Genomic DNA, 19,382 nt, shown 5'->3' on the forward strand with positions numbered 1-19,382 from the left:
TATTATGCTATAATATCCACAAATTCATTGCCTTCAAGCGCACTAATAAGCTGTGAGTTTACATGTATGGCGGAATCTATGACGACATTGTGCAGTTTTGAGACTATAGTCACTTTTAATGGTCTGTTTCCCGGATTTTGTCTGATGATTGTATAGAGTTTTTCCAGCACATCAAAGTTACTGCTCAGTCGCACAGCCAAATTAATTGGCTCCGGCGGGGCTTCTTGAATCTCTGTTTTTACTTTTTTTGTCTCTTTCTTTGCCTGTTTGAGTGTCATTAACTTTGTAACATTCAAACGTGGTCCAAAATCGGTGTGGGTTACTCTTGCTTTAAAAGCAACCGGTTCTTCGAGGTCCATTTCACTGAGTTGTTCGAGTTTGTCCGAAAAAAGCATAATCTCAATATTGCCATGAAAATCCATAAGATTTACTATGCCAAACTGGTTGCCTTTTTTAGAGATTTTTTTCGTTATCTCTTCAACTTTTCCTATAAATATAGCAAAAGAGCCGTCTTTGATACTCTCCAATTCCGAAGAGAGCGTATAATTGAGTTCATCCAGCTCTTGTCTGAAATCATCCATCGGATGCCCGGAGACATAAAAGCCCAGAGTCTCTTTTTCAAACTCTAAAATCTCTTTGAGTTCATATTCGTCTGAATTTTTCAGCTCAAGTTTTACGGTTGTAATCTCTTCATCATCTCCAAAAAGAGAACCGACTGCATTTTTCTTTGCTTCACTCGCTTTTTTTGCCGTCTCCACAATCAGTTCTATTTGATCCAAGAGTGCTTTTCTTGAGTAGCCGTATCTGTCAAATCCGCCTGATTTTATAATGGCTTCAACAACACGCTTGTTTACTTTACTTGGTTCGATTCTGTTGACAAAATCCTGCAAAGAGGTATAGTCACCGTTTTGCTCTCGCTCTTCTATCATGGCATAAATAGCGGCTTCACCAACCCCTTTTATCCCACCCAAACCAAAAAGAATAATCTCCTGCTGGTTTTTTGTAATGGCAGAAAATTCCAGATAAGAATCACAGATATCAGGCGGAGAAAGTGCTATGCCCATTCGCTTGACTTCATCAATATAGCGCACTACTTTTTCAGTATTGTCTTTGTCTGAGGTTAAAAGTGCAGCCATAAATTCATTGGGATAATAAGTTTTCAGCCATGCCGTTTGAAAAGTAACCATTGCATAAGCCGCCGAGTGTGATTTGTTAAAACCGTACCCGGCAAACTTTTCAATCAAATCAAAAAGTTCTGAAGCCGTTTTATAATCAAGCCCCTGTTTGGCTGCACCCTCGGAGAACTCTTTGTTGTACTTAAGCATCTCCTCGACTTTTTTCTTCCCCATGGCACGGCGCACAATATCTGCACCGCCAAGAGAAAATCCGCCGATAGTCTGCACAATCTGCATAACCTGTTCTTGATAAACTATAACTCCGTAAGTCGGCTTGAGAATCTCTTCAAGTGCAGGAAAAACATAGGTGATTTCCTGTCGTCCGTGTTTACGCTCGATGAAGTCATCAAGCATCCCTGATTCCATAGGACCCGGACGATACAGTGCTAAAACCGCAATCAAATCTTCAAAGTTTGAAGGTTTTAAACGACGGTTCAAATCCTGCATACCGGATGATTCTATCTGAAACATTCCGACTGTTTCACCGGTCTGAATGACATCATAAACATTTTTGTCATTTTCGTCTATCTGATGCCAGTCTATCTCCTTGTTATATCTTCTTTTAATGAGTTTGATTGCATTGTCAATAACATCGAGTGTTTTTAATCCCAAGAAGTCAAACTTGATTAAATCGACATCTTCCATGTAGTTGAGTGAATACTGTGTGACAAAAGTATCTTCCCCGGAAGGCTTGTATATAGGTGTTTTTTTCCATAGCTCTTCATTGCTTATAACAACACCGGCAGCGTGCATTCCTGCATTTCGCTTGAGCCCTTCAAGCTTTTTGGCAAATTCCCAGACCCGTTCGACCTGCGGATCACTCTCTATGAGTTCTCGTAACTTTGGCTCTTTTTGAAAAGCACCCTCTTTAAACTCTCCGTTTTTTGTTTTTCCGTTGAGTGTAATGCCGAGTTCATCAGGAACAAGTTTTGCCATCTGGTCAGCTTTAGAGAGTGACATATCCAAAACACGTGCCACATCCCGAATGACTCCCTTGGCGAGCAAAGAACCAAAAGTAATGATTTGGGCAACCTGGTTGCGACCATATTTTTTTGTTACATAATCAATAACTTCTCCGCGGCGCGCCTGCATAAAGTCCATATCTATATCGGGCATACTGACACGTTCCGGATTTAAAAAACGCTCAAAAAGCAGGTCATATTTCATCGGATCAATATCGGTAATCTCCAAAGAATAGGCAACCAGACTTCCAGCAGCACTTCCCCGACCGGGACCAACAGCAATGCCCAGACGCTTTGCCTCTTTGACAAAGTCCCAAACAATCATCATATAACCCGGAAATTTCATAGAGTTAATGATGTTCATTTCAAACTCCAGCCTGTCACGATACTCCTGGTGCTTCTCTTTTGGAACAATTTTCAGACGCTTTTGGAGCCCCTGTCGGCATTTGACAATGAAAAATTCAGCATCATTCTTATCAGCAGCACTCATCCACTTTTTTTTCTCTTCTTCTGTGGCATTTTCAGGTAAAGGAGGATCATCTTCAAAGTCTATGTCGAGCCCCTCCTCTTTTGCATACTCCTGCGTAAATTTAAAGTTAGGCGGTGTCGGTGATTTTACAATGGGTACAAAATCTTCTATCTTGTCAGTAATCTCCTGAGTATGTTCAAGTGCTTCGGGTATATCCGCAAAAAGCCGTGCCATTTCATCAGGAGATTTGATGTAAAACTCATGCACAGAGTGACGCATACGGTTTGGGTCATCATAGAGTTTATTCATCCCTATACACATAAATGCTTCATGGTATTGTGCATCTTCAGGATAGGTATAGTGTGTATCATTTGTAGCCACCACTTTGATGCCTGTCTCTTTGGAAATTTTTAAAATCTGTTCATCTATATAGAGCTGATCTCCAATACCATGACGCATAAGTTCAAGATAAAAATCATCTCCAAAAATATCCTGATACTCCCGAGCAACATTTAAAGCACCCTCATATCCGAGTGCTCCGTTTTTGACATTTCTCTCATTTTGCAGATTTAGGTGCCAGTTTACCTCTCCCTGCAAACATGCAGAGGTACAGATAAGTCCCTCACTGTGTTCTCTCAACTCTTTTTTATTGATGCGCGGAAAATAGTAAAAGCCCTCTATAAAGGCTTTTGAAGAGAGGTACATCAAATTTTCATATCCCTTTTTATTTTTGGCATATAAACAGATATGAAAACGCTGTTTTGTACTTTTATCGCCAAGAGTCTCACCGTTATGAATGTACCCCTCCATGCCGATAATAGGCTTGAGCCCGGCACTTTTCATCTGCTTGTAAAAATCAATGGCTCCAAACATATTGCCGTGATCTGTCATAGCAACACTGGTCATACCAAGTTCTTTGACGCGTGAAACCAGATTTGAGAGTTTGTTGGCACCGTCTAACAGTGAATATTCTGTATGAAGATGTAAATGTGTAAAGGAAGGTTTTGCACTCAAAAAATCACTCCATTTTTTAGTATATAAAGAATAAAGTGATTATAGTTAAAATGACTTAATTTGAGGTAAGAAGATAAAAAAAGCTCTTTATTTAAGAAGCTTTTTCCATGCCTTTTTTACTTTTTTGACAAGCTTCTCGGTAATGCCTTTTATTTCTGTCAGCATGTTCGGATTTTGGTGTAATACACCAATTACCTCATCCACATCACCAAAATGTTCTACTATTTTTTTTACTTTCTTTTTTCCTATGCCTTTTACAGATGTCAAAAAATCACTCAGTTCTTCTTGTGTAATTTTCACCTCATCACGAAAAGATTCCTGAGATTCATCTTTCGTAGGTTTTGGAACTTCTACATTCGAATCTTTCTTCAAAGAACGCAATGGCTTCAGCGAGAGTTTGTCCTGATAATTCCATTTTTCACTCGGCCACTCCTCACTGTATCGCGGTTTGACGGCAGAGATTTTATATTTCTTATCCAGTTCGTGCAGGTAGACTTCTTTTTCGCCATACATTTTTTTCTTTTTTCCAAAATAGGCACCGTCATAACTTGCATGGAATTCACCAAAGGTAATGTGTCGCATTGTTCTAAGCAAATCAGGAGAGATCTTGCCCAACTCTTCCCAGTTAAACATTGGAATATGCGGTTTTCTAAATCTTCCCTCGCTTAATAGCCACATCAGATATTCCCCAATCCAGTCTCTTATATAAGGGAATGCGGCAAATGCAGTAGCACACTCTAAAATACGCACTTTCCCGTCTTTACCGTAGGCTACATCACAGGCCCAATATTCTGCTTTGGCTGCTTTAGAAACTTTTACAGCCAAATCAAGTACGGATTTTGGTACATCATTATAATCCATGCTGCCGCCTTGAGAAGTATTTGTCAACCATTCCCCCTCAGGCGCACGACGCCAAAAGGCACATACAGGTTTATGCCCTATGAGCATAACACGAATGTCTGCCTCCATCGGAACAAAATCCTGCACATAAACGGGATGATATCTTTTTTCTTCCAGAAGTTTTTTTGCCTCTTCATAACTGTCCACTTTATGCACAAAATAACCGCCGTAATTTGAAGGTCCGTAGGACTTTTTGATGATTTTAGGGTATTTTGCTTTTTTCAGTGCTTCATCCGCTTTTTTATGATTGTAGTAAATATATGTTTTTGGAATCGGCAAATCATATTTCCATGCAAAACGTGTCACATTCTCTTTTGATTTGTTGGAAAACTGTGTATCCAACGAAGGAATAAAGCGTACATGAGGCAAGGCTCGGGCAATTTCACGAAATGTCTCATAAGCAGTAGCAGGAATATTGCCGATAAGCACATCAATTTTTTTGTCTTTGACCTCTTGAATAAATCTCTCTTTATCATTTTTCCAGTGATAGGTCACTGTTTCTATTTTATTCGGCCACCCTTTAAAATTGGAGTGGTCAAAAAATCTCAGGACATAGTCCATATACAAAAGGCCTAATTTCGGTAACTCTTTATTGCTTAATCCCATGCTGCTTATTCCTTAATCAGTGAAGTTAAATTATTTAACTTTTTCTAAATACTCGCCGTCAACTGTGTTGACTTTAACAGTATCACCCTCTAGCACATGATACGGTACCTGAACAACAGCACCGCTTTCGAGTGTTGCAGGTTTTTTGCTTCCGCTTGATGTATCACCTTTAAAATTCGGCGGTGTTTCTGTGATTACAAATTCCATTACTTCAGGAGCCTGCACAGAAATCGCCTTGCCTTTATAAAACACGATGTCGACATTGATGCCGTCTTTAAACCATTTTGACGCATCATCACACTGCTCATACGTCAAACCAAGCTGTTCATATGTTTCATTATCCATAAACTGGTACATATCCCCATCATCATACAGATACTGCATTGTTTTGTATTCAATCACGGGCACTTCAAACTTGTCACCCGCATGTACAGTCTTTTCAACCACTTTTCCGTTTAAAAAGCTTTTCATTTTCATACGGACAAATGCAGCCCCTTTTCCCGGTTTTACATGTTGAAACTCTACAACTTTATAAGGAACCTCACCTACTATTAAACGCACATTTTTTTTGATATCACTCATACCGATTGTTGCCATTCATTCACCTTTAAATTATTTTGGATAATTCTATAATAAAAGGGCTTAGAAGTCTCTAATATAAAATAAAAATCTTCTATACTCCGTTTTATTCTCATTTACAATCTTTATTCACACAATTAAGCACTTCTTAATATGCAGAGGCGTACAATTGATAAAAAGCAATTGGAGCTTAAAATGGAAATTTCTTCATCATTAAATACTATTAGCGTTAAAGGCAATATTAAAGCACTGAGTCATTATGAAGCAATAAAAAGAGAAATTGAAAAGATTGTCAACAACTCACCGGACACAGCAACTATAAAAATTCTTATTTTAGAATCCATCTCCATTACTTCTTCGATAATAGGATATTTATGCAAACTCGTTGACGAAGGCCTGCATCTTGAAATACATGTACAGAATGAGGGCTTGCATAATCTTTTGGATGACCTGAACCTTGTTCCTTTATTAAATGTAAAAAAACTCTCTATGCATTGATGAATGATTATATATCGGACATATATAAAACCTTAGATATTTTATGTGTTGAAAGTGATCCAAAAACAATAGAAATATACAAAAAGATTTTTCCGCGTATGTTCAAAAATCTCTATTGTGCAAAAAACGGATTGGAAGGCTTAGAATATTTTCAAAAAAATGAAATAGACATAGTCATAACCAGATACAATATGCCCGTATGCAACGGATTGCAGATGAGCAGAAAAATACGTAAAATTGATGCTTCTGTTCCCATAATCATGGTCACATCACTTCAAAGTATTGACATCCTCAAAGAAGCAATTGATCTCCATATTACAGGCTTTTTAAAAAGGCCTTTTACTACAGCCTCTTTGCTCTCCGTATTCAATCAGGCAGTAAAGTCTATAATAGTAGACAGATGTATTATGAAAGAACAAAGTCAAAAAATTACATACAGTACCTATCAAGAAGGCGTAACTTTTGCGAAAGAAAAAATCATTACAAAAAATGATTTGCAGGAGGAAGAAAGACTTTTTAACCTTACATGTAAGGTTGTCTATAAGCCAAAAGATATTCTAAGCGGAGACAGCTACATTATACGAAAGATCAACGAAAACGAATATTTTATATTTTTGGTTGACGGCATGGGAAAAGGTATTTCTGCTTCTGTAACCGCTATGCTTTGCAGCTCTTTTGTAAATTATTCTATTGATGTACTCAAAGAAGAGAAAAAATCATTTTCTCTTGAAAAACTACTCCGTTCCTTACTCACATTCATTCAGCCAAACTTATTACAGTATGAAGTGCTTTGTGCGCATTTTATGCATTTCAATCAAGATAAAAAAGTCCTGAATTATGCAATTTTCTCTATGCCTCCTGTACTCTATATGCTCGATACCGATGAAGTATGCAAACTCAAATCCAACAATACTCCCCTGGCATCCTATACAAAAAAAGTTGTTCTCAATACATTGGATTTGCAAAAACTTTCAAAAATGCTTATTTACAGTGATGGTCTCAATGAAAATATTGTACATGGTTCACAAGAGAATTATAATACCTACATTACTGAAGACTTCCAAAGAGCAGAGAGTGTCGAAGAGTTTGAATATCTGTATCAAAAAAAGATAAAAATTCAAGAAGATGACATCACCTATATTTTACTGACATAAATTAGCTATAATTTCACAAAATTTTAAGATGAGTGGAAAAATATGAAATTTACTTTAGATGCAACTTCAAAAAATGCCCGTGCGGGAACTCTTACAACAGCCCATTCCACCATTAAAACACCGGTATTTATGCCCGTCGGTACCATAGGGAGTGTCAAATCTTTGGATGCCCATGATGTTTTGGAACTTTTGGGTGCCGATATAATTTTGGCAAACACCTACCATATGTATCTGCGTCCGGGTGATAAAACAGTCGCTAAAATGGGAAAACTCCATGGCTTTACAAAATACCCTAAAAGTTTTTTAACAGACAGCGGTGGTTTTCAGGCATTTTCTTTAAGTGACATCTCCAAATCAAAAACGGACGGTATAGAGTTTCGCTCCCATATTGACGGCAGCAAGCACTTCTTTACGCCGAAAAAAGTGATAGACATTCAACACAACCTCGGCTCTGACATTATGATGATTTTGGATGATTTGGTGGCACTGCCGGCAACACAGGAGCGCATAAAACTCTCTATAGAACGCACAACTGCCTGGGCAAAAGAGTCTATAGAATATTTTCGTTCCAAACAAAAAGAGGGTGTGGGTGTTGAACAGAATATTTTTGCCATTATTCAAGGCGGTACAGACAAAGCGTTTCGTACAAAAAGTGCGACCGAACTCTGTGCGCTTGATTATGACGGTTTTGCCATCGGAGGGCTCTCTGTTGGTGAACTCAACAATGAAATGTACGATACGGTAGAACACACCGTACAGTATATGCCAAAAGACAAACCCCGTTACCTCATGGGTGTCGGTACACCGGAAGATTTAATAGAAAACATTGAACGCGGCATAGACATGTTTGACTGTGTCATGCCCACGAGAAATGCAAGAAACGGCACGCTTTTTACTTCCTTTGGAAAAATAAACATCAAAGGGGCAAAGTTTAAAGAAGACCCCGCACCGATAGACCCTGAGTGTCAGTGCCTTACATGTAAAACTTACAGCCGTGCCTATATCAACCATCTTTTTCGCGCAAGAGAGATTACCTACTTTAGGTTGGCAACAATTCACAACCTGCATTACTACCTTAACCTGATGCGAGAAGTGCGTGAAGCAATTGTAGCGGACAAATTTGCAGAGTATAAAAAAGAGTTTTATTCTAAAAGAAGCTGACATTTTCTCGGAATCACTACTTTAGTGCCGACTGTTGTTGTTTTACTGCCACTTTCAGCCCACCCTAAAGGATGGGTTCCTTAACATTCCGGAATCGGTACTTTAGTGCCGACTGTTGTTGCTTCCCTGCCATGCTCAGCCCAGACTGAAGTCTGGGTTCCGAAATCCCCAGGAATCGGTACTTTAGTGCCGACTGAGAGTGATCAAAAGTAGCAATAGTCGGCACTAAAGTACCTATTTCGGAAAACTACAATTAGTATATAATTACTTTTCCAAAAAGCTCCTCACCGTTATAAAGTGACTGAGCATTATTTATCACTTTTTTTTCATTTGTATCAAAAAGAATAATATTTGCCTTTTGTCCTGTTTCTATCAAACCTGCCTGCATATTGATACATTTGGCAGGATTTTGTACACACAATCGCACCAACTCAGGCATAGAAATCATGCCCGAGTGTACCAGTTTTGTATAATAAAGAGACAGTGCATCTTCTAGCGCTTCACATCCGTATGCCGCATCAAAAAATGCCACTTCTTTGTTTACAGGCGAGTTTGGCTGATGCAGGACACTCAAGACATCTATATCGCCGTTTTTCAAAGCTTCTTGCAAAAGAAGGACATCATCTTTGCTTGCCAGAGGAGGATTGAGTTTTGCCGTTGTATTAAAACCTTCACAGGCTTCATCAGAACAAATCAAGTGATGCACGGAGACTTCACAGCTTACATGTACACCCTCTTTTTTTGCCTTGGAGATAAGCTCTATAGAACGCGGTGAAGCAATGGACTTAAAGAGTATTTTTATATCAAAATATCTTGCTATTTCTATCATTCGTGATACATGTAACACTTCACTCAGCTCAGGAATTCCCGCAAGTCCGAGTTTTGAGCTGACATCTCCTTCTAACATTACACCGGCATTAATGAGTGAGTTGTCTTCGGGCTTGCAAAAGAGTGTCACATCGTACATTTTGACATACTCTGCTATTTTTATGGCGATATTATTTTTCGCTATGGTGCTCATATAGGGAGCGACTACCCCTTTTTTGAGTAAAATGGCAATATTGGAGAGACTCATATCTTCTTTGAGGGCATTGAGCATAAAGTCAATTTTCACCTCACTTATATCTTTGACACCGTTTTGTGCAAACTCCAAAACGACTTCATTGTCTATAGCAGGAGTAGAATCAGCATTTAATACAATATGCCCTATCCCGCCTTTTTTTGCCTCTTTGACAAGAGATTTGATATTTTTTGCATTTAAAGAGGAATCCAGCACTCTTACATTGGTATCTATAAGACTCGGCAGCAGATAGGCACCCTTGGCATCTATAACATTTTCATCCTGCAAATTTTCACCTATGGCGACAATCACACCGTTTTGTATCTGTACATCGACATTTCTTTCTCCGTTTACGTCACACACTACGGCATTTGATATAAGCATTTCAGACCACCTTTGATATAATGACGGTATTATAAATTATTAAGGCTTAAAACTCATGAAAATTCTTGTTTCAGCTCTCGAACACTCTGCAAATGTGCATCTTAAATCATTAAAAAAAGAGTTGGGCGATGATGTCGAGTTTATGGGTATTTTTGACAAAACACTCGGAAACCCTGTTGTAGATTTGAGAAGCCTTGCTATTATGGGTTTTGTGGATGCTTTGAAAAAATTGAGATTTTTTTTCAAGCTTGCAGACGAAATGACAGAACTTGCAAAAGAGGCGGATAAAATACTGCTCATAGACTCTTCTGGCTTTAACCTGCCTCTTGCCAAAAAAATCAAAAAAAGATACCCGCAAAAAGAGATAATCTACTACATACTGCCCCAAGCCTGGGCGTGGAAGAAAAAACGCATTCCCGTTCTTGCCAAAACCATAGACAGGTTATGCTCTATTTTACCTTTTGAGCCGAGTTACTACCCAAAAGACGCTCCTATAGAATATGTCGGGCATCCCTTGCTTGACCAAATCACACACTTTAAAGAATCCCTCAATGATGAAGTCCAAAATATCGTATTTATGCCCGGCAGCCGAAAAGGTGAAATTACAAAACTCATGCCTGTTTTTAGAGAACTTGTGCAGCACTTACATGTAAAGGCTACACTGGTTATACCTGAACATTTTTCCCAGACAGACATCAAGGCATTATATGGAGATATAAGTGATTTTGACATCACGCATGAACCGCATAAAGCTCTTTACAATACAGATTTTGCTTTTATCTGCAGTGGAACGGCTACGCTTGAAGCAGCACTCATAGGTGTTCCTTTTGTTTTGAGTTACATTGCAAAACCGCTTGACTATTTTCTAGCAAGCAGACTTGTAAAATTGGATTATCTTGGGCTTGGAAATATTATGTTTTCGCAGTATAAAAAAGAGGCACTGCATCCGGAATTCATTCAGAAGGATGTAACGGTGGAAAATCTTTTAAATGCTTATAAAGAGTATGACAGAGAGAAGTTTTTACAAAATTCAAAATCTTTACGAAGCTACTTAAAACATGGAAGTTCCAAAAGAGTAGCCGAGATTATCTCCTCGAAATCGGTACTTTCTATGCTAAAGCATGACTTGTGAGAAACTAAATTTTTTCTAAGTTACGCTTTAGCGTTAAAAGTACGGGTTCCAAAAAGACTGTTATTGCTTCCCTGCCACTTTCAGCCCACTCTGAAGGACGGGTTCCTTAACATTCCGGAATCGGTACTTCAGTGCCGACTGTTATTGCTTTCTGAAATGTTTTTAAGTTTCTTTTGGTTTGCGTGCCTTAATGCTTATTTTCTTGCCTGTCAGTTTTTCTCTTGGTGTGCCGTCATAACGGTGATTACGCTCGCCGCTTTTTCCTGAAAATTTTGCTTTGCCGTTTTCATCTTTGCCTAAAAATTTGTTGGGTGCTTTTTTCTTTTTTGCCCATTTGTCATCTTTTTCAGCATCTTTTGTAAAGTCACGTTTTGGCTTGTCAAACTTCGGTTTTTCCTGTGTAGAATTTTCATACCGTTTTTTGGCTACTTCTTTTATCTCATCTTTTGAGAGTTTTTTTCTTTTGGGTTCATCACTGTTTTTTGACTCTTTTTGCGGATATTCAAAACCCGGAAGTATCTCTTGTTTGATGGCACGACCCAGCAGTGTTTCTATGGCATGCAGGGCTTTTTGCTCACTCTCATCCAACAGCATTACAGCCTTATGTGTCGCTTTTGTAACTCTTGCCATATAGACAATGGCTTTGATCGGCATATCGTAACTGATCAAAAAACCACAGGTCAAATCTTTGTTTTTTACAAGCTCTTTGTCTTCTATAACCGAAGTCTCTTTATTGTTCAGCTCTTCTTTAAGTGCTTGAGCATTGCTTGCACAAACCACCAAAATATCTTCATTTGTATTTTCTTCTATAATTTTATTTAAAAGTTCTGTTTTTTTATCATCCGGGCAGGGATAAATACGGTGGTTGTTTGGTTTAATGGCAATGGTATCAGCAGGCATTTGGTGTCCTATAAAAGTATTTTTGAAATTATACCCACAAATGCCATAAATTATGCTATTATAGAAGAATAAACAAAAGACTTCAATGAAGTCCCAATTAGGAAAAAACGATTCAAAAAGAAATTACATTCAATTCACTCGGTCTTTCAGCACCGATTTTAAAAGCTGTCAAAGAACAGGGCTATGATACGCCTACACCCATTCAGGCAAAAGCGATTCCCGTCATTTTACAAAAAAAAGATATTTTGGCAGGTGCTCAGACAGGTACAGGAAAGACTGCAGGTTTTACACTGCCGCTTTTAGAGTTGCTTTCACGCAAAAAGTCTTCAAAACAAAAACACAAAGTCCGTGCACTTATTTTGACACCGACACGTGAACTTGCACTACAGGTTGCCGAAAATGTGGCACTCTATGCAAAACATACACCTTTTAAATCAACCGTTATTTTTGGCGGTGTAAAAATCAACCCGCAAATTGCACAGTTGCGAAAAGGCGTTGAAATTGTCATCGCAACACCGGGCCGTCTGCTTGATCACATTGCTCAAAAAACAATAGATTTACGTGAGATAGAGTTTTTGGTACTTGACGAAGCCGACAGAATGCTGGATATGGGTTTTGTAAACGACATTAAAAAAATTGTCAACATCATTCCACAAGAACGTCAGACTCTCCTTTTTTCGGCAACCTATTCGGATGCCATCAAAAAGCTTTCAAACCAGTTTTTAAAATCTCCGACACTCATCGAAGTCGCAAGAACCAATGAGTCAAACACCAGTGTAGCACAGAGTGTCTACCCTGTAGATAAAACGAGAAAAAGAGAACTCCTGACACACCTTATAAACGAAGGGAAGTGGCAGCAGGTACTTGTTTTTACACGGACAAAGCACGGTGCGAACAAACTCAGCGGACAGCTTGAAAATGAGGGCATCTCCTCTGTGGCAATCCATGGAAACAAAAGCCAAAATGCACGGACAAAAGCACTTGCTGACTTTAAAAAAGGCGATGTACGGGTTTTGGTGGCAACAGATATTGCAGCACGCGGCATTGACATAGACCAGCTCCCTCATGTTGTCAACTTTGAACTGCCAAATGTCAGTGAAGATTATGTTCATCGCATCGGGCGAACAGGCCGTGCTGGAAACAAAGGAGAAGCTATATCACTTGTGTGTGTAGATGAAGATGAGTTTTTGCAAAATATAGAAAAACTGATAAAAAAAGATATACAAAAAATATGGCTTAAAGGGTTTAAACCAGATCCGAGCATTAAAGCAGAACCAATCAATATGGGTGGAAATCGTGGAGCTAGAAACAAGCCCAGAGGGAACTCTCGCGGCTCAAATGCCAACAGAAGCAGAGGAAGAAGATAAACTTCTTACTCTGTTATATCTTTCAAAATAGATTCGAAATCTTTTTGTGCTTTTAAGAGTGTCGCTTTTGCCTCTTTGTCTTCAACTTTAGCAGAACTCAGCCAGTTATAAACAGCCGGAAAACCTACGACAACTTTATTTTCCCCTTTTTTCTTATACAACATGGTTGTACATGGTGCAAATGCTGATGCTTCAGGTCTGCTTTTTGAAACAGTGTAAATGACCGGCAGTTTGCAGATAGAATAAGTGATATAAAAATCAAACGGTGATTCTTTTGTTCCGTCTTGTGTAAGTACTTCATTAAGATCCATAAATTGGGGAACAACAAATCCGTATGGTTTAAAAGCTCCTTCCAAATTCATTTGGAGTTCATCCAGCACATCATCCGGATCTTCATCCTCATCGACTTCCATTTCATAGACTGTTACTAAATTATGTGATGTTTTTAAACTGTCTTCACTGTAAGTATGTTTTGCTGTTGAAAAATTCTTTTTTATCACTGCAAGCACGTCTGTTTCTATCTTTTTTAGAAGAGACAAATCTTTAATCCCTAATATTTTTCCCTGTGCTTCTGCAGTCAACACAGAAAAATGCAAAGTATTTTCATTTTTTGCCTGATAGATTCCCATACCCATCGGTGTAAAAACACCCGCTTTTGGATACTTAATCACCAAATCTCTTGTATATTTTTTACTCCAGAATGTCATTAAAGTAAACACCTTGTATTGTGTCTCTTTAAACTGTTTTTTAAACGGCCCTATCATGTTGCTGTTAAGCTCTACATGAAAACCACCATTGTTTAATGCCTTTTCTATCATGTACGGAGTAATTTTTCCATCTTTGTTGTCTACACTAAAAAGATGCAAATCACCCTTTGCCTGTAGTGAAACTGCACAAAAAAGTACAATTGCCAGTGTAATTAGTTTTTTCATTTTTTTTCCTATGGTTTAATATAAATCCAACCCGCTTTGACACTCTCGAGTAGTTCTACTACACCTGCAGTTACTACAACAGAGCCCTCAACAAGGTCTTCTTCTTTTATATGGAGGGTTCGCATTGTGTTACCACACGCAACAAACTCTACATCATACTGCATCAGAGCATCCACTCGCACAGCAGTCTCTTTCACGTGTCTGTCCAAAAGTTTTATTCCCTTGGAGTAGGCAACGATTTTCATTTCTACTTTTTCGGGTCCGTAAAACTTTAAAACATTGTTTGCGACACTGAGTATATGATCCAGTGCATGTGCAGAGTCTTCTGTGACTGAAAAGACAATTTGTCTCGGATTGTCTATAGAAGGTTTAGGCTCTGCATATTCTGTATCTGCAAACGAGAGAATACAAAAGCTTAGTAAAATTAGTGTAAATTTTAGCATGAATTATCCTTTATTTTATGTTTTTTGTTAAATCTTTAAAATCCTGAATATTCCATGAACCCGGAATCTTTTTAATTATTTTTTGATTTTTGTCCACAAAGAAAAAAGTCGGTGTAAAATATACATGTAATCCCAAAGGCAGTTCATCAAAGTCAAGATTTAGTTCTACTGGAATGAAACGCTCCTCTATCCATGCTGACATCTCAGGATTGTCAAATACCTCTTTTTTCATTTTTATGCAGTACTGACAATCCGAACGTATGACATCAATCATAATAATTTTATTGTTTTTCTTTTGAATTTTTAGCGCTTCTTCATAGGTATGAAATTCAAGACCCCATAAAGAGAGGCTGCTCAATAACACCAAAAATATAAACTTATTCATCTTCCCACTCCAACATTCTATAGGCTGTTTCTACATTCTGTCTGTGGATGGAATCATAAAAAGGATCATGCTTATATTCTTTCATCGTCACCTCATTCACTACATCAGCTATATCTTCACCAGCGTCAAGTCTTTTTTTTACTTCTTTTTTTAAAGTCTTCAAGTAGTTATAGGTGAAATCAACTGCTTTTTTATCTATATTTTCTCCATGCCCGCCGACAATATACTCAACATCCATTTTTCTAATATCATCAAGGGCTTGTATCCAGCCGCTTATATCTCCGTCTCGCAGGGAAGGAAGTCTTTGGTTAAAAACAAGATCCCCTACAAAAACTATCTTTTTACTTGGAATGTAAACGTAAAGATCACTGTTTGTGTGCGCTTTGTGATTTACACTTTTTATGTAAACTTTTGTCCCATTAATATCTAGCACTTTTTCCTGATCAACAAAAACAGTTGGAAAAATTTGTTTTGTCTGTTCATATGCCTCGGGGGAGATTCTTCTTTGCATACGTGTTTTTTCTAATTTAGGCAGTTCTTTAAAGACTGACGAACCTATAATTGTACTACCGAGTGTAGCGTAATAACTGTTGCCTAACCAATGATCATCATGAACATGGGTGTCAATAACATAAGAAACAGGAAGATTTTTGATAGTTTTCATCTTTTGATATGCCTGCTGGGCATACTGATACGTGGGACCACTATCTATCACAAGATAGCTGTTCCCAAGAGTAACAAAACATGAATTAGACATGTTTCCATTGTTATGCTCATCCATCACTTCTGGTAGTCCAAAAAAGCAGTGAGTGGTGATCTCATCTACTTTTTTAGGCTGAAGTTTGTAATCGTAAGAAAGGAGAGAATGAAATAATACAATACTCAACAAAAATGACTTCAAAGCATAACCTTTATAATTGTGATTAAACTACTTCTCTTTAGAAGAAGTAGTTATACTCTAAACGGTATTCATTGTATGATACATCTGTCTTACCGTTTGTCGGTTTTGCATCAACCATACCAAGTCTGAATTTTAATTCACTGCTGTGTCCGATGTTTTGACGAACATCCATATGGAAGATGTTTGTATCAGCTTGAACACCAGGTTTTGTATCATCAAAATCCTGAATTGCATAACGAGCCATTACACTGAATCCTGGTAGAATTTTTGCTTTTCCAAAATCATACCCTAAACGAAGCATATATGTTTTTGTATTTGCATACCAGTTATATTGAGCCATTGCACGAGTAAATCCACCCGTAGGGAATCCACGCCATGGAGCAACAATATCTGCTTTATCGGCTATTTTAGAATACCCTAAACGACCTAAAAAAGCACCCTGTTTAAAATCAATTCTTGCAGCTAAAAGATTTGAATCCAAAGAGTTTGGATTTGTATAGTTTGTCTGATTTCCTTTTAAGTTTGCCACACCATAGTTGGCACCCAAACTGTCATACTGCATCATATATCTTACGCCAGGAACAACTTTCATTGAACCGACAGGAATAGTATAATGTGCTTCTAATGTAATATTGCTCACAACACCAGGAACTGTTGCATAACCTATACTGGCCTTGAGGTTTTTAACAGACTTGTTTGTCACAGTACCGACTATCAGTTTGTTATCCTGTCCTATTCTTGCAACTGTCAGGTTTTTGTTGATTGCCGAATCATCATTTTGATTCCATTTATTGTTTGGATCAAATGCAAGAACATCATGTGCATTCGTGTGATCTCTTAGTTTCTGTTTTGTAAAATATGCAAGTTTTACCGTAGTTTTTGGTAAATCTTTACTGACAACAGTGACACCGTCAAAAGTATTTGGTATCATCTTTGTATCATTTGATTTTGTAAAAACTGTCTCAAACATTTGACGACCGACTTTAACAGTTGTCTTTTTTGTTGCATCATACTGTAAGTATGCCTGACCTAAATCAGTGATACCATAATGTCCACCAGTTGATAAATTATATCTACTGAATGTATCTTTACCCGATTTTGCATATTTTGCATCTTGTTTATCCATACGAAAGAAATCAAGATTTTGTGATGTATACAGACCAACAGTTCCGCTGAATCCTTTAAACGGAGCAGATTTATAGATCAGACTACCACCGACACCATTGTTTTTGTTATCTTTTTGCTTTCCGCCAGTAGCATAATTTTCTACATCCCAGTCCCAAAAGAAAAAGTTCGTTCTGAAACGACCGTAAAACATACCCTCAGTAAAAGCTTCTTTCAAAGAATCAACTGGAGCTGGAAGCTTGTTGTACTTCACTTGCATGTTCCCTTTTAAAGTAACCTTATCTGTCTTTAACGTAGCCTGTGCTGAAGTAGCCATTAGTAGTAAAGCAGCAGTTCCGGCTGCCAATTTAATCATATTTTTCATTTGTTTCCCTTTTATTTATTTAAAAAGTGTTATAATAACCCTGTTTGATTATGTTATTATTAACACATTCAGATACAGGAGGCAGTTGCAGCTGCCTCCTGTTCCTTTAGCAGCCCCTTGACCCCTTAGTCGGACAGCCACAACTGTAATCTAGTATCGTAACATTACCTTTGTTACTCACATCAACCACTTTTTTCTTTTTAATATAATCACGTACAACATCATAAACCGGACGAATTTTGTCAGTTTGCAAGTTGGCACCCGCTTTTTGCAGGTTCCCACCCCATGATGAGACTATATAAGTTTTCTTCAAGTCTATAGGTTTACCTCCTATTTTAAGATTTGATATTCTCTCACCCGCTTTGTTGGAAACAGCGATAGAATACGTTACACCACCAAGACGGCTCATATCACCACCCTGCTGATATAAAGGATTTGCATTAAAAACATTATCTGCGATATCCTCTAAAAGTGTCGCAATTTTTTCACCTTTTAACTCAAATGTATACACATCAGGATAAGTAATACCACACATCTCATAGACATTGTCCATTAAAATATTGTCACCGGCTAAGACTGTTGTTCCCCATCTGTACCCTGGAGTAAAAGAGACATCACACTTCATCTCATCCATAATTGCATCATTGATGAGCTGATCAAATGTTGAGAAGAATGTATCACGCTTATACAGCATTCCTTTTGTTCGGCCCAACACTTCATTAAACTCTTTGTCAAACGGAGCATATAGCTCATTGACAAGTTTTACACCTTCCGGATCAGCCGGAATAATATGTGAAGCAATAGGAATAAGTTTGTACTCATATCCGTTCACTTTTCCGTTTTTTGCATCAATATCCAGACGACCGATATATTTTCCGTGACTTCCTGCAATAACAATAACAGTACCATTAATTACAATAGGCTCCGGTGAAGGGTCATGTGTGTGACCGCTTAAAATAAAGTCGATACCTTTAACTTTACGCGCCACTTCCTGATCAACGCTAAATCCGTCGTGCGAAAGCACGACAACACAGTCCACTTTTTTCTCATTTCTCAACTCATCTACATATTCTTGAAGTGTTTCAAGTCTTAAACCAAAACTCCAGCCCTCTGTAAACTCTTTTGGATTTGCAGTAGATGTAAACGGAAAGGATTGGCCGATAATTCCGATTTTTGCCCCACCACGCTCTTCAATGGTATACGGTTCAAAAATCAACTCTTCATATTCATCGGCAAAAGGATCATCACCTATAATATTTTGAGAAATAAATTTCGCATCAAGCATTTCGATAAGCTCTTTTACTCTCTCTTTTCCATAAGTAAATTCCCAGTGCCCGACCATAGTGTCAATACCAAGGTAATTCTGAGCTTTTACAATAGCTTCACCGGCAGTTTTCAGTGCCACGCCTGTCCCTTGCCATGTATCACCGGAATCCAGGAAAAGAACATTCTCTTTTCCACGCTCTTTTATAATGTGATTTGTCAAAGTTTTAATGTGGGCAATACCACCCATTTTTCCAAACTTTTTAGCCAATTTGCTAAAGTCAATATAGGTATCAAAATATGCATCCAAAGAACTGGGCTCTAAACCGTAATGCTTTGCAAATGCTTCCCCACACAAAAATCCCGGTGTTCCCACAAGGTTTGGAGCAGAGATCAATGTTGAGGGCTCTCTCCAATAGAGTGGTTTTATATGTGCATGTAAATCACATATATGCATCAGTGTAAAATTACCCATTGAATTAAACTGGTATATGTCTTTTAAACCAATCTGCTCTATTTTTTGTGAACTTGCAAAACTACTTGTAGCCGCAGTCAGTCCAAATATCGCTGCAATGTGCATAAAATCTCTTCTAGAAATTTCCATTAAT

The 19,382-nt window shown here is 38.1% G+C and carries 16 protein-coding genes; 5 read left to right on the forward strand and 11 right to left on the reverse strand.

The annotated features are described in order from the left end of the window. Positions 1 to 2: 2 nt before the first annotated feature. From dnaE to efp, 3 genes are all read right to left on the reverse strand, one after another. Positions 3 to 3,620 (reverse strand): DNA polymerase III subunit alpha, encoded by a 3,618-nt coding sequence (gene dnaE, locus LCX93_RS07230; protein ID WP_226065461.1) that lies wholly within the window; start codon positions 3,618 to 3,620, stop codon positions 3 to 5. 87 nt (positions 3,621 to 3,707) lie between these two features. Then, positions 3,708 to 5,126: an ATP-grasp domain-containing protein gene (locus LCX93_RS07235; RefSeq protein WP_193149954.1), complete on the reverse strand. Its 1,419-nt coding sequence runs from the start codon at positions 5,124 to 5,126 to the stop codon at positions 3,708 to 3,710. A gap of 30 nt (positions 5,127 to 5,156) precedes the next feature. Further along, on the reverse strand, positions 5,157 to 5,723 hold the full coding sequence (gene efp / locus LCX93_RS07240; protein WP_226065463.1) for an elongation factor P: 567 nt from the start codon (positions 5,721 to 5,723) through the stop codon (positions 5,157 to 5,159). A 135-nt stretch (positions 5,724 to 5,858) separates the two neighbouring features. Here efp and LCX93_RS07245 point away from each other — a divergent pair, with 135 nt between their 5' ends. The 3 genes from LCX93_RS07245 to tgt are packed head-to-tail and all read left to right on the forward strand — an operon-like array spanning position 5,859 to position 8,518. Beyond that, the gene (locus tag LCX93_RS07245) at positions 5,859 to 6,203 is read left to right on the forward strand and encodes a hypothetical protein (protein ID WP_226065465.1); all 345 of its coding nucleotides are present in this window, start codon (positions 5,859 to 5,861) and stop codon (positions 6,201 to 6,203) included. Further along, complete coding sequence (locus tag LCX93_RS07250; protein WP_226065467.1) at positions 6,203 to 7,357, forward strand: response regulator; 1,155 nt, start codon at positions 6,203 to 6,205, stop codon at positions 7,355 to 7,357. Before LCX93_RS07245 ends, LCX93_RS07250 begins: the two co-directional genes overlap by 1 nt. 42 nt (positions 7,358 to 7,399) lie before the next feature. Continuing rightward, entirely contained in the window at positions 7,400 to 8,518 is a 1,119-nt protein-coding gene (gene tgt, locus LCX93_RS07255; RefSeq protein ID WP_193149958.1) for a tRNA guanosine(34) transglycosylase Tgt, read from the forward strand. 253 nt (positions 8,519 to 8,771) lie between these two features. On the opposite strand, the gene LCX93_RS07260 is transcribed toward tgt, so the two are convergent. Further along, positions 8,772 to 9,962, reverse strand: coding sequence for an amidohydrolase family protein (locus tag LCX93_RS07260; RefSeq protein ID WP_226065469.1), 1,191 nt, complete (start codon positions 9,960 to 9,962; stop codon positions 8,772 to 8,774). Positions 9,963 to 10,017: 55 nt separating this feature from the next. Here LCX93_RS07260 and lpxB point away from each other — a divergent pair, with 55 nt between their 5' ends. Further along, positions 10,018 to 11,094, forward strand: coding sequence for a lipid-A-disaccharide synthase (gene lpxB, locus LCX93_RS07265; protein WP_226065472.1), 1,077 nt, complete (start codon positions 10,018 to 10,020; stop codon positions 11,092 to 11,094). A gap of 162 nt (positions 11,095 to 11,256) precedes the next feature. On the opposite strand, the gene LCX93_RS07270 is transcribed toward lpxB, so the two are convergent. Continuing rightward, on the reverse strand, positions 11,257 to 11,994 hold the full coding sequence (locus LCX93_RS07270; RefSeq protein WP_226065474.1) for a DEAD/DEAH box helicase domain-containing protein: 738 nt from the start codon (positions 11,992 to 11,994) through the stop codon (positions 11,257 to 11,259). A 122-nt stretch (positions 11,995 to 12,116) separates the two neighbouring features. On the opposite strand from LCX93_RS07270, the gene LCX93_RS07275 reads away from it, so the two are divergent. Next, positions 12,117 to 13,361 (forward strand): DEAD/DEAH box helicase, encoded by a 1,245-nt coding sequence (locus tag LCX93_RS07275; RefSeq protein WP_226069421.1) that lies wholly within the window; start codon positions 12,117 to 12,119, stop codon positions 13,359 to 13,361. Positions 13,362 to 13,366: 5 nt separating this feature from the next. Here the strand turns inward: LCX93_RS07275 and LCX93_RS07280 are convergent, their stop codons facing one another. The 6 genes from LCX93_RS07280 to soxB form a co-directional block, all read right to left on the reverse strand. After that, entirely contained in the window at positions 13,367 to 14,293 is a 927-nt protein-coding gene (locus LCX93_RS07280) for a DUF302 domain-containing protein (protein ID WP_226065476.1), read from the reverse strand. 8 nt (positions 14,294 to 14,301) lie between these two features. After that, entirely contained in the window at positions 14,302 to 14,736 is a 435-nt protein-coding gene (locus LCX93_RS07285; RefSeq protein WP_193149963.1) for a DsrE family protein, read from the reverse strand. 10 nt (positions 14,737 to 14,746) lie between these two features. Beyond that, entirely contained in the window at positions 14,747 to 15,121 is a 375-nt protein-coding gene (locus tag LCX93_RS07290; protein ID WP_226065478.1) for a thioredoxin family protein, read from the reverse strand. After that, on the reverse strand, positions 15,114 to 15,878 hold the full coding sequence (locus tag LCX93_RS07295; protein ID WP_255613159.1) for an MBL fold metallo-hydrolase: 765 nt from the start codon (positions 15,876 to 15,878) through the stop codon (positions 15,114 to 15,116). Before LCX93_RS07295 ends, LCX93_RS07290 begins: the two co-directional genes overlap by 8 nt. A gap of 181 nt (positions 15,879 to 16,059) precedes the next feature. After that, positions 16,060 to 17,511 carry an OprD family outer membrane porin gene (locus LCX93_RS07300; RefSeq protein WP_226065480.1) on the reverse strand — a complete coding sequence of 484 codons (1,452 nt, stop codon included), beginning with the start codon at positions 17,509 to 17,511 and terminating at the stop codon, positions 16,060 to 16,062. Between the two features lie 106 nt (positions 17,512 to 17,617). Further along, the gene (gene soxB, locus LCX93_RS07305; RefSeq protein ID WP_226065482.1) at positions 17,618 to 19,378 is read right to left on the reverse strand and encodes a thiosulfohydrolase SoxB; all 1,761 of its coding nucleotides are present in this window, start codon (positions 19,376 to 19,378) and stop codon (positions 17,618 to 17,620) included. Positions 19,379 to 19,382 lie beyond the last annotated feature (4 nt).

The sequence above is a fragment of the Sulfurimonas sp. SWIR-19 genome, assembly GCF_020410885.1.
Classification (GTDB): domain Bacteria; phylum Campylobacterota; class Campylobacteria; order Campylobacterales; family Sulfurimonadaceae; genus Sulfurimonas; species Sulfurimonas sediminis.

Excerpts from the sequence above, each read along its gene's own strand:
- LCX93_RS07235 (WP_193149954.1), bottom strand. The coding sequence starts at position 5,126 with ATGGGATTAAGCAATAAAGAGTTACCGAAATTAGGCCTTTTGTATATG.
- efp (WP_226065463.1), bottom strand. The coding sequence starts at position 5,723 with ATGGCAACAATCGGTATGAGTGATATCAAAAAAAATGTGCGTTTAATA.
- LCX93_RS07245 (WP_226065465.1), top strand. The coding sequence starts at position 5,859 with ATGCAGAGGCGTACAATTGATAAAAAGCAATTGGAGCTTAAAATGGAA.
- LCX93_RS07250 (WP_226065467.1), top strand. The coding sequence starts at position 6,203 with ATGAATGATTATATATCGGACATATATAAAACCTTAGATATTTTATGT.
- tgt (WP_193149958.1), top strand. The coding sequence starts at position 7,400 with ATGAAATTTACTTTAGATGCAACTTCAAAAAATGCCCGTGCGGGAACT.
- LCX93_RS07260 (WP_226065469.1), bottom strand. The coding sequence starts at position 9,962 with ATGCTTATATCAAATGCCGTAGTGTGTGACGTAAACGGAGAAAGAAAT.
- lpxB (WP_226065472.1), top strand. The coding sequence starts at position 10,018 with ATGAAAATTCTTGTTTCAGCTCTCGAACACTCTGCAAATGTGCATCTT.
- LCX93_RS07270 (WP_226065474.1), bottom strand. The coding sequence starts at position 11,994 with ATGCCTGCTGATACCATTGCCATTAAACCAAACAACCACCGTATTTAT.
- LCX93_RS07280 (WP_226065476.1), bottom strand. The coding sequence starts at position 14,293 with ATGAAAAAACTAATTACACTGGCAATTGTACTTTTTTGTGCAGTTTCA.
- LCX93_RS07285 (WP_193149963.1), bottom strand. The coding sequence starts at position 14,736 with ATGCTAAAATTTACACTAATTTTACTAAGCTTTTGTATTCTCTCGTTT.
- LCX93_RS07290 (WP_226065478.1), bottom strand. The coding sequence starts at position 15,121 with ATGAATAAGTTTATATTTTTGGTGTTATTGAGCAGCCTCTCTTTATGG.
- LCX93_RS07295 (WP_255613159.1), bottom strand. The coding sequence starts at position 15,878 with ATGTCTAATTCATGTTTTGTTACTCTTGGGAACAGCTATCTTGTGATA.
- LCX93_RS07300 (WP_226065480.1), bottom strand. The coding sequence starts at position 17,511 with ATGAAAAATATGATTAAATTGGCAGCCGGAACTGCTGCTTTACTACTA.
- soxB (WP_226065482.1), bottom strand. The coding sequence starts at position 19,378 with ATGGAAATTTCTAGAAGAGATTTTATGCACATTGCAGCGATATTTGGA.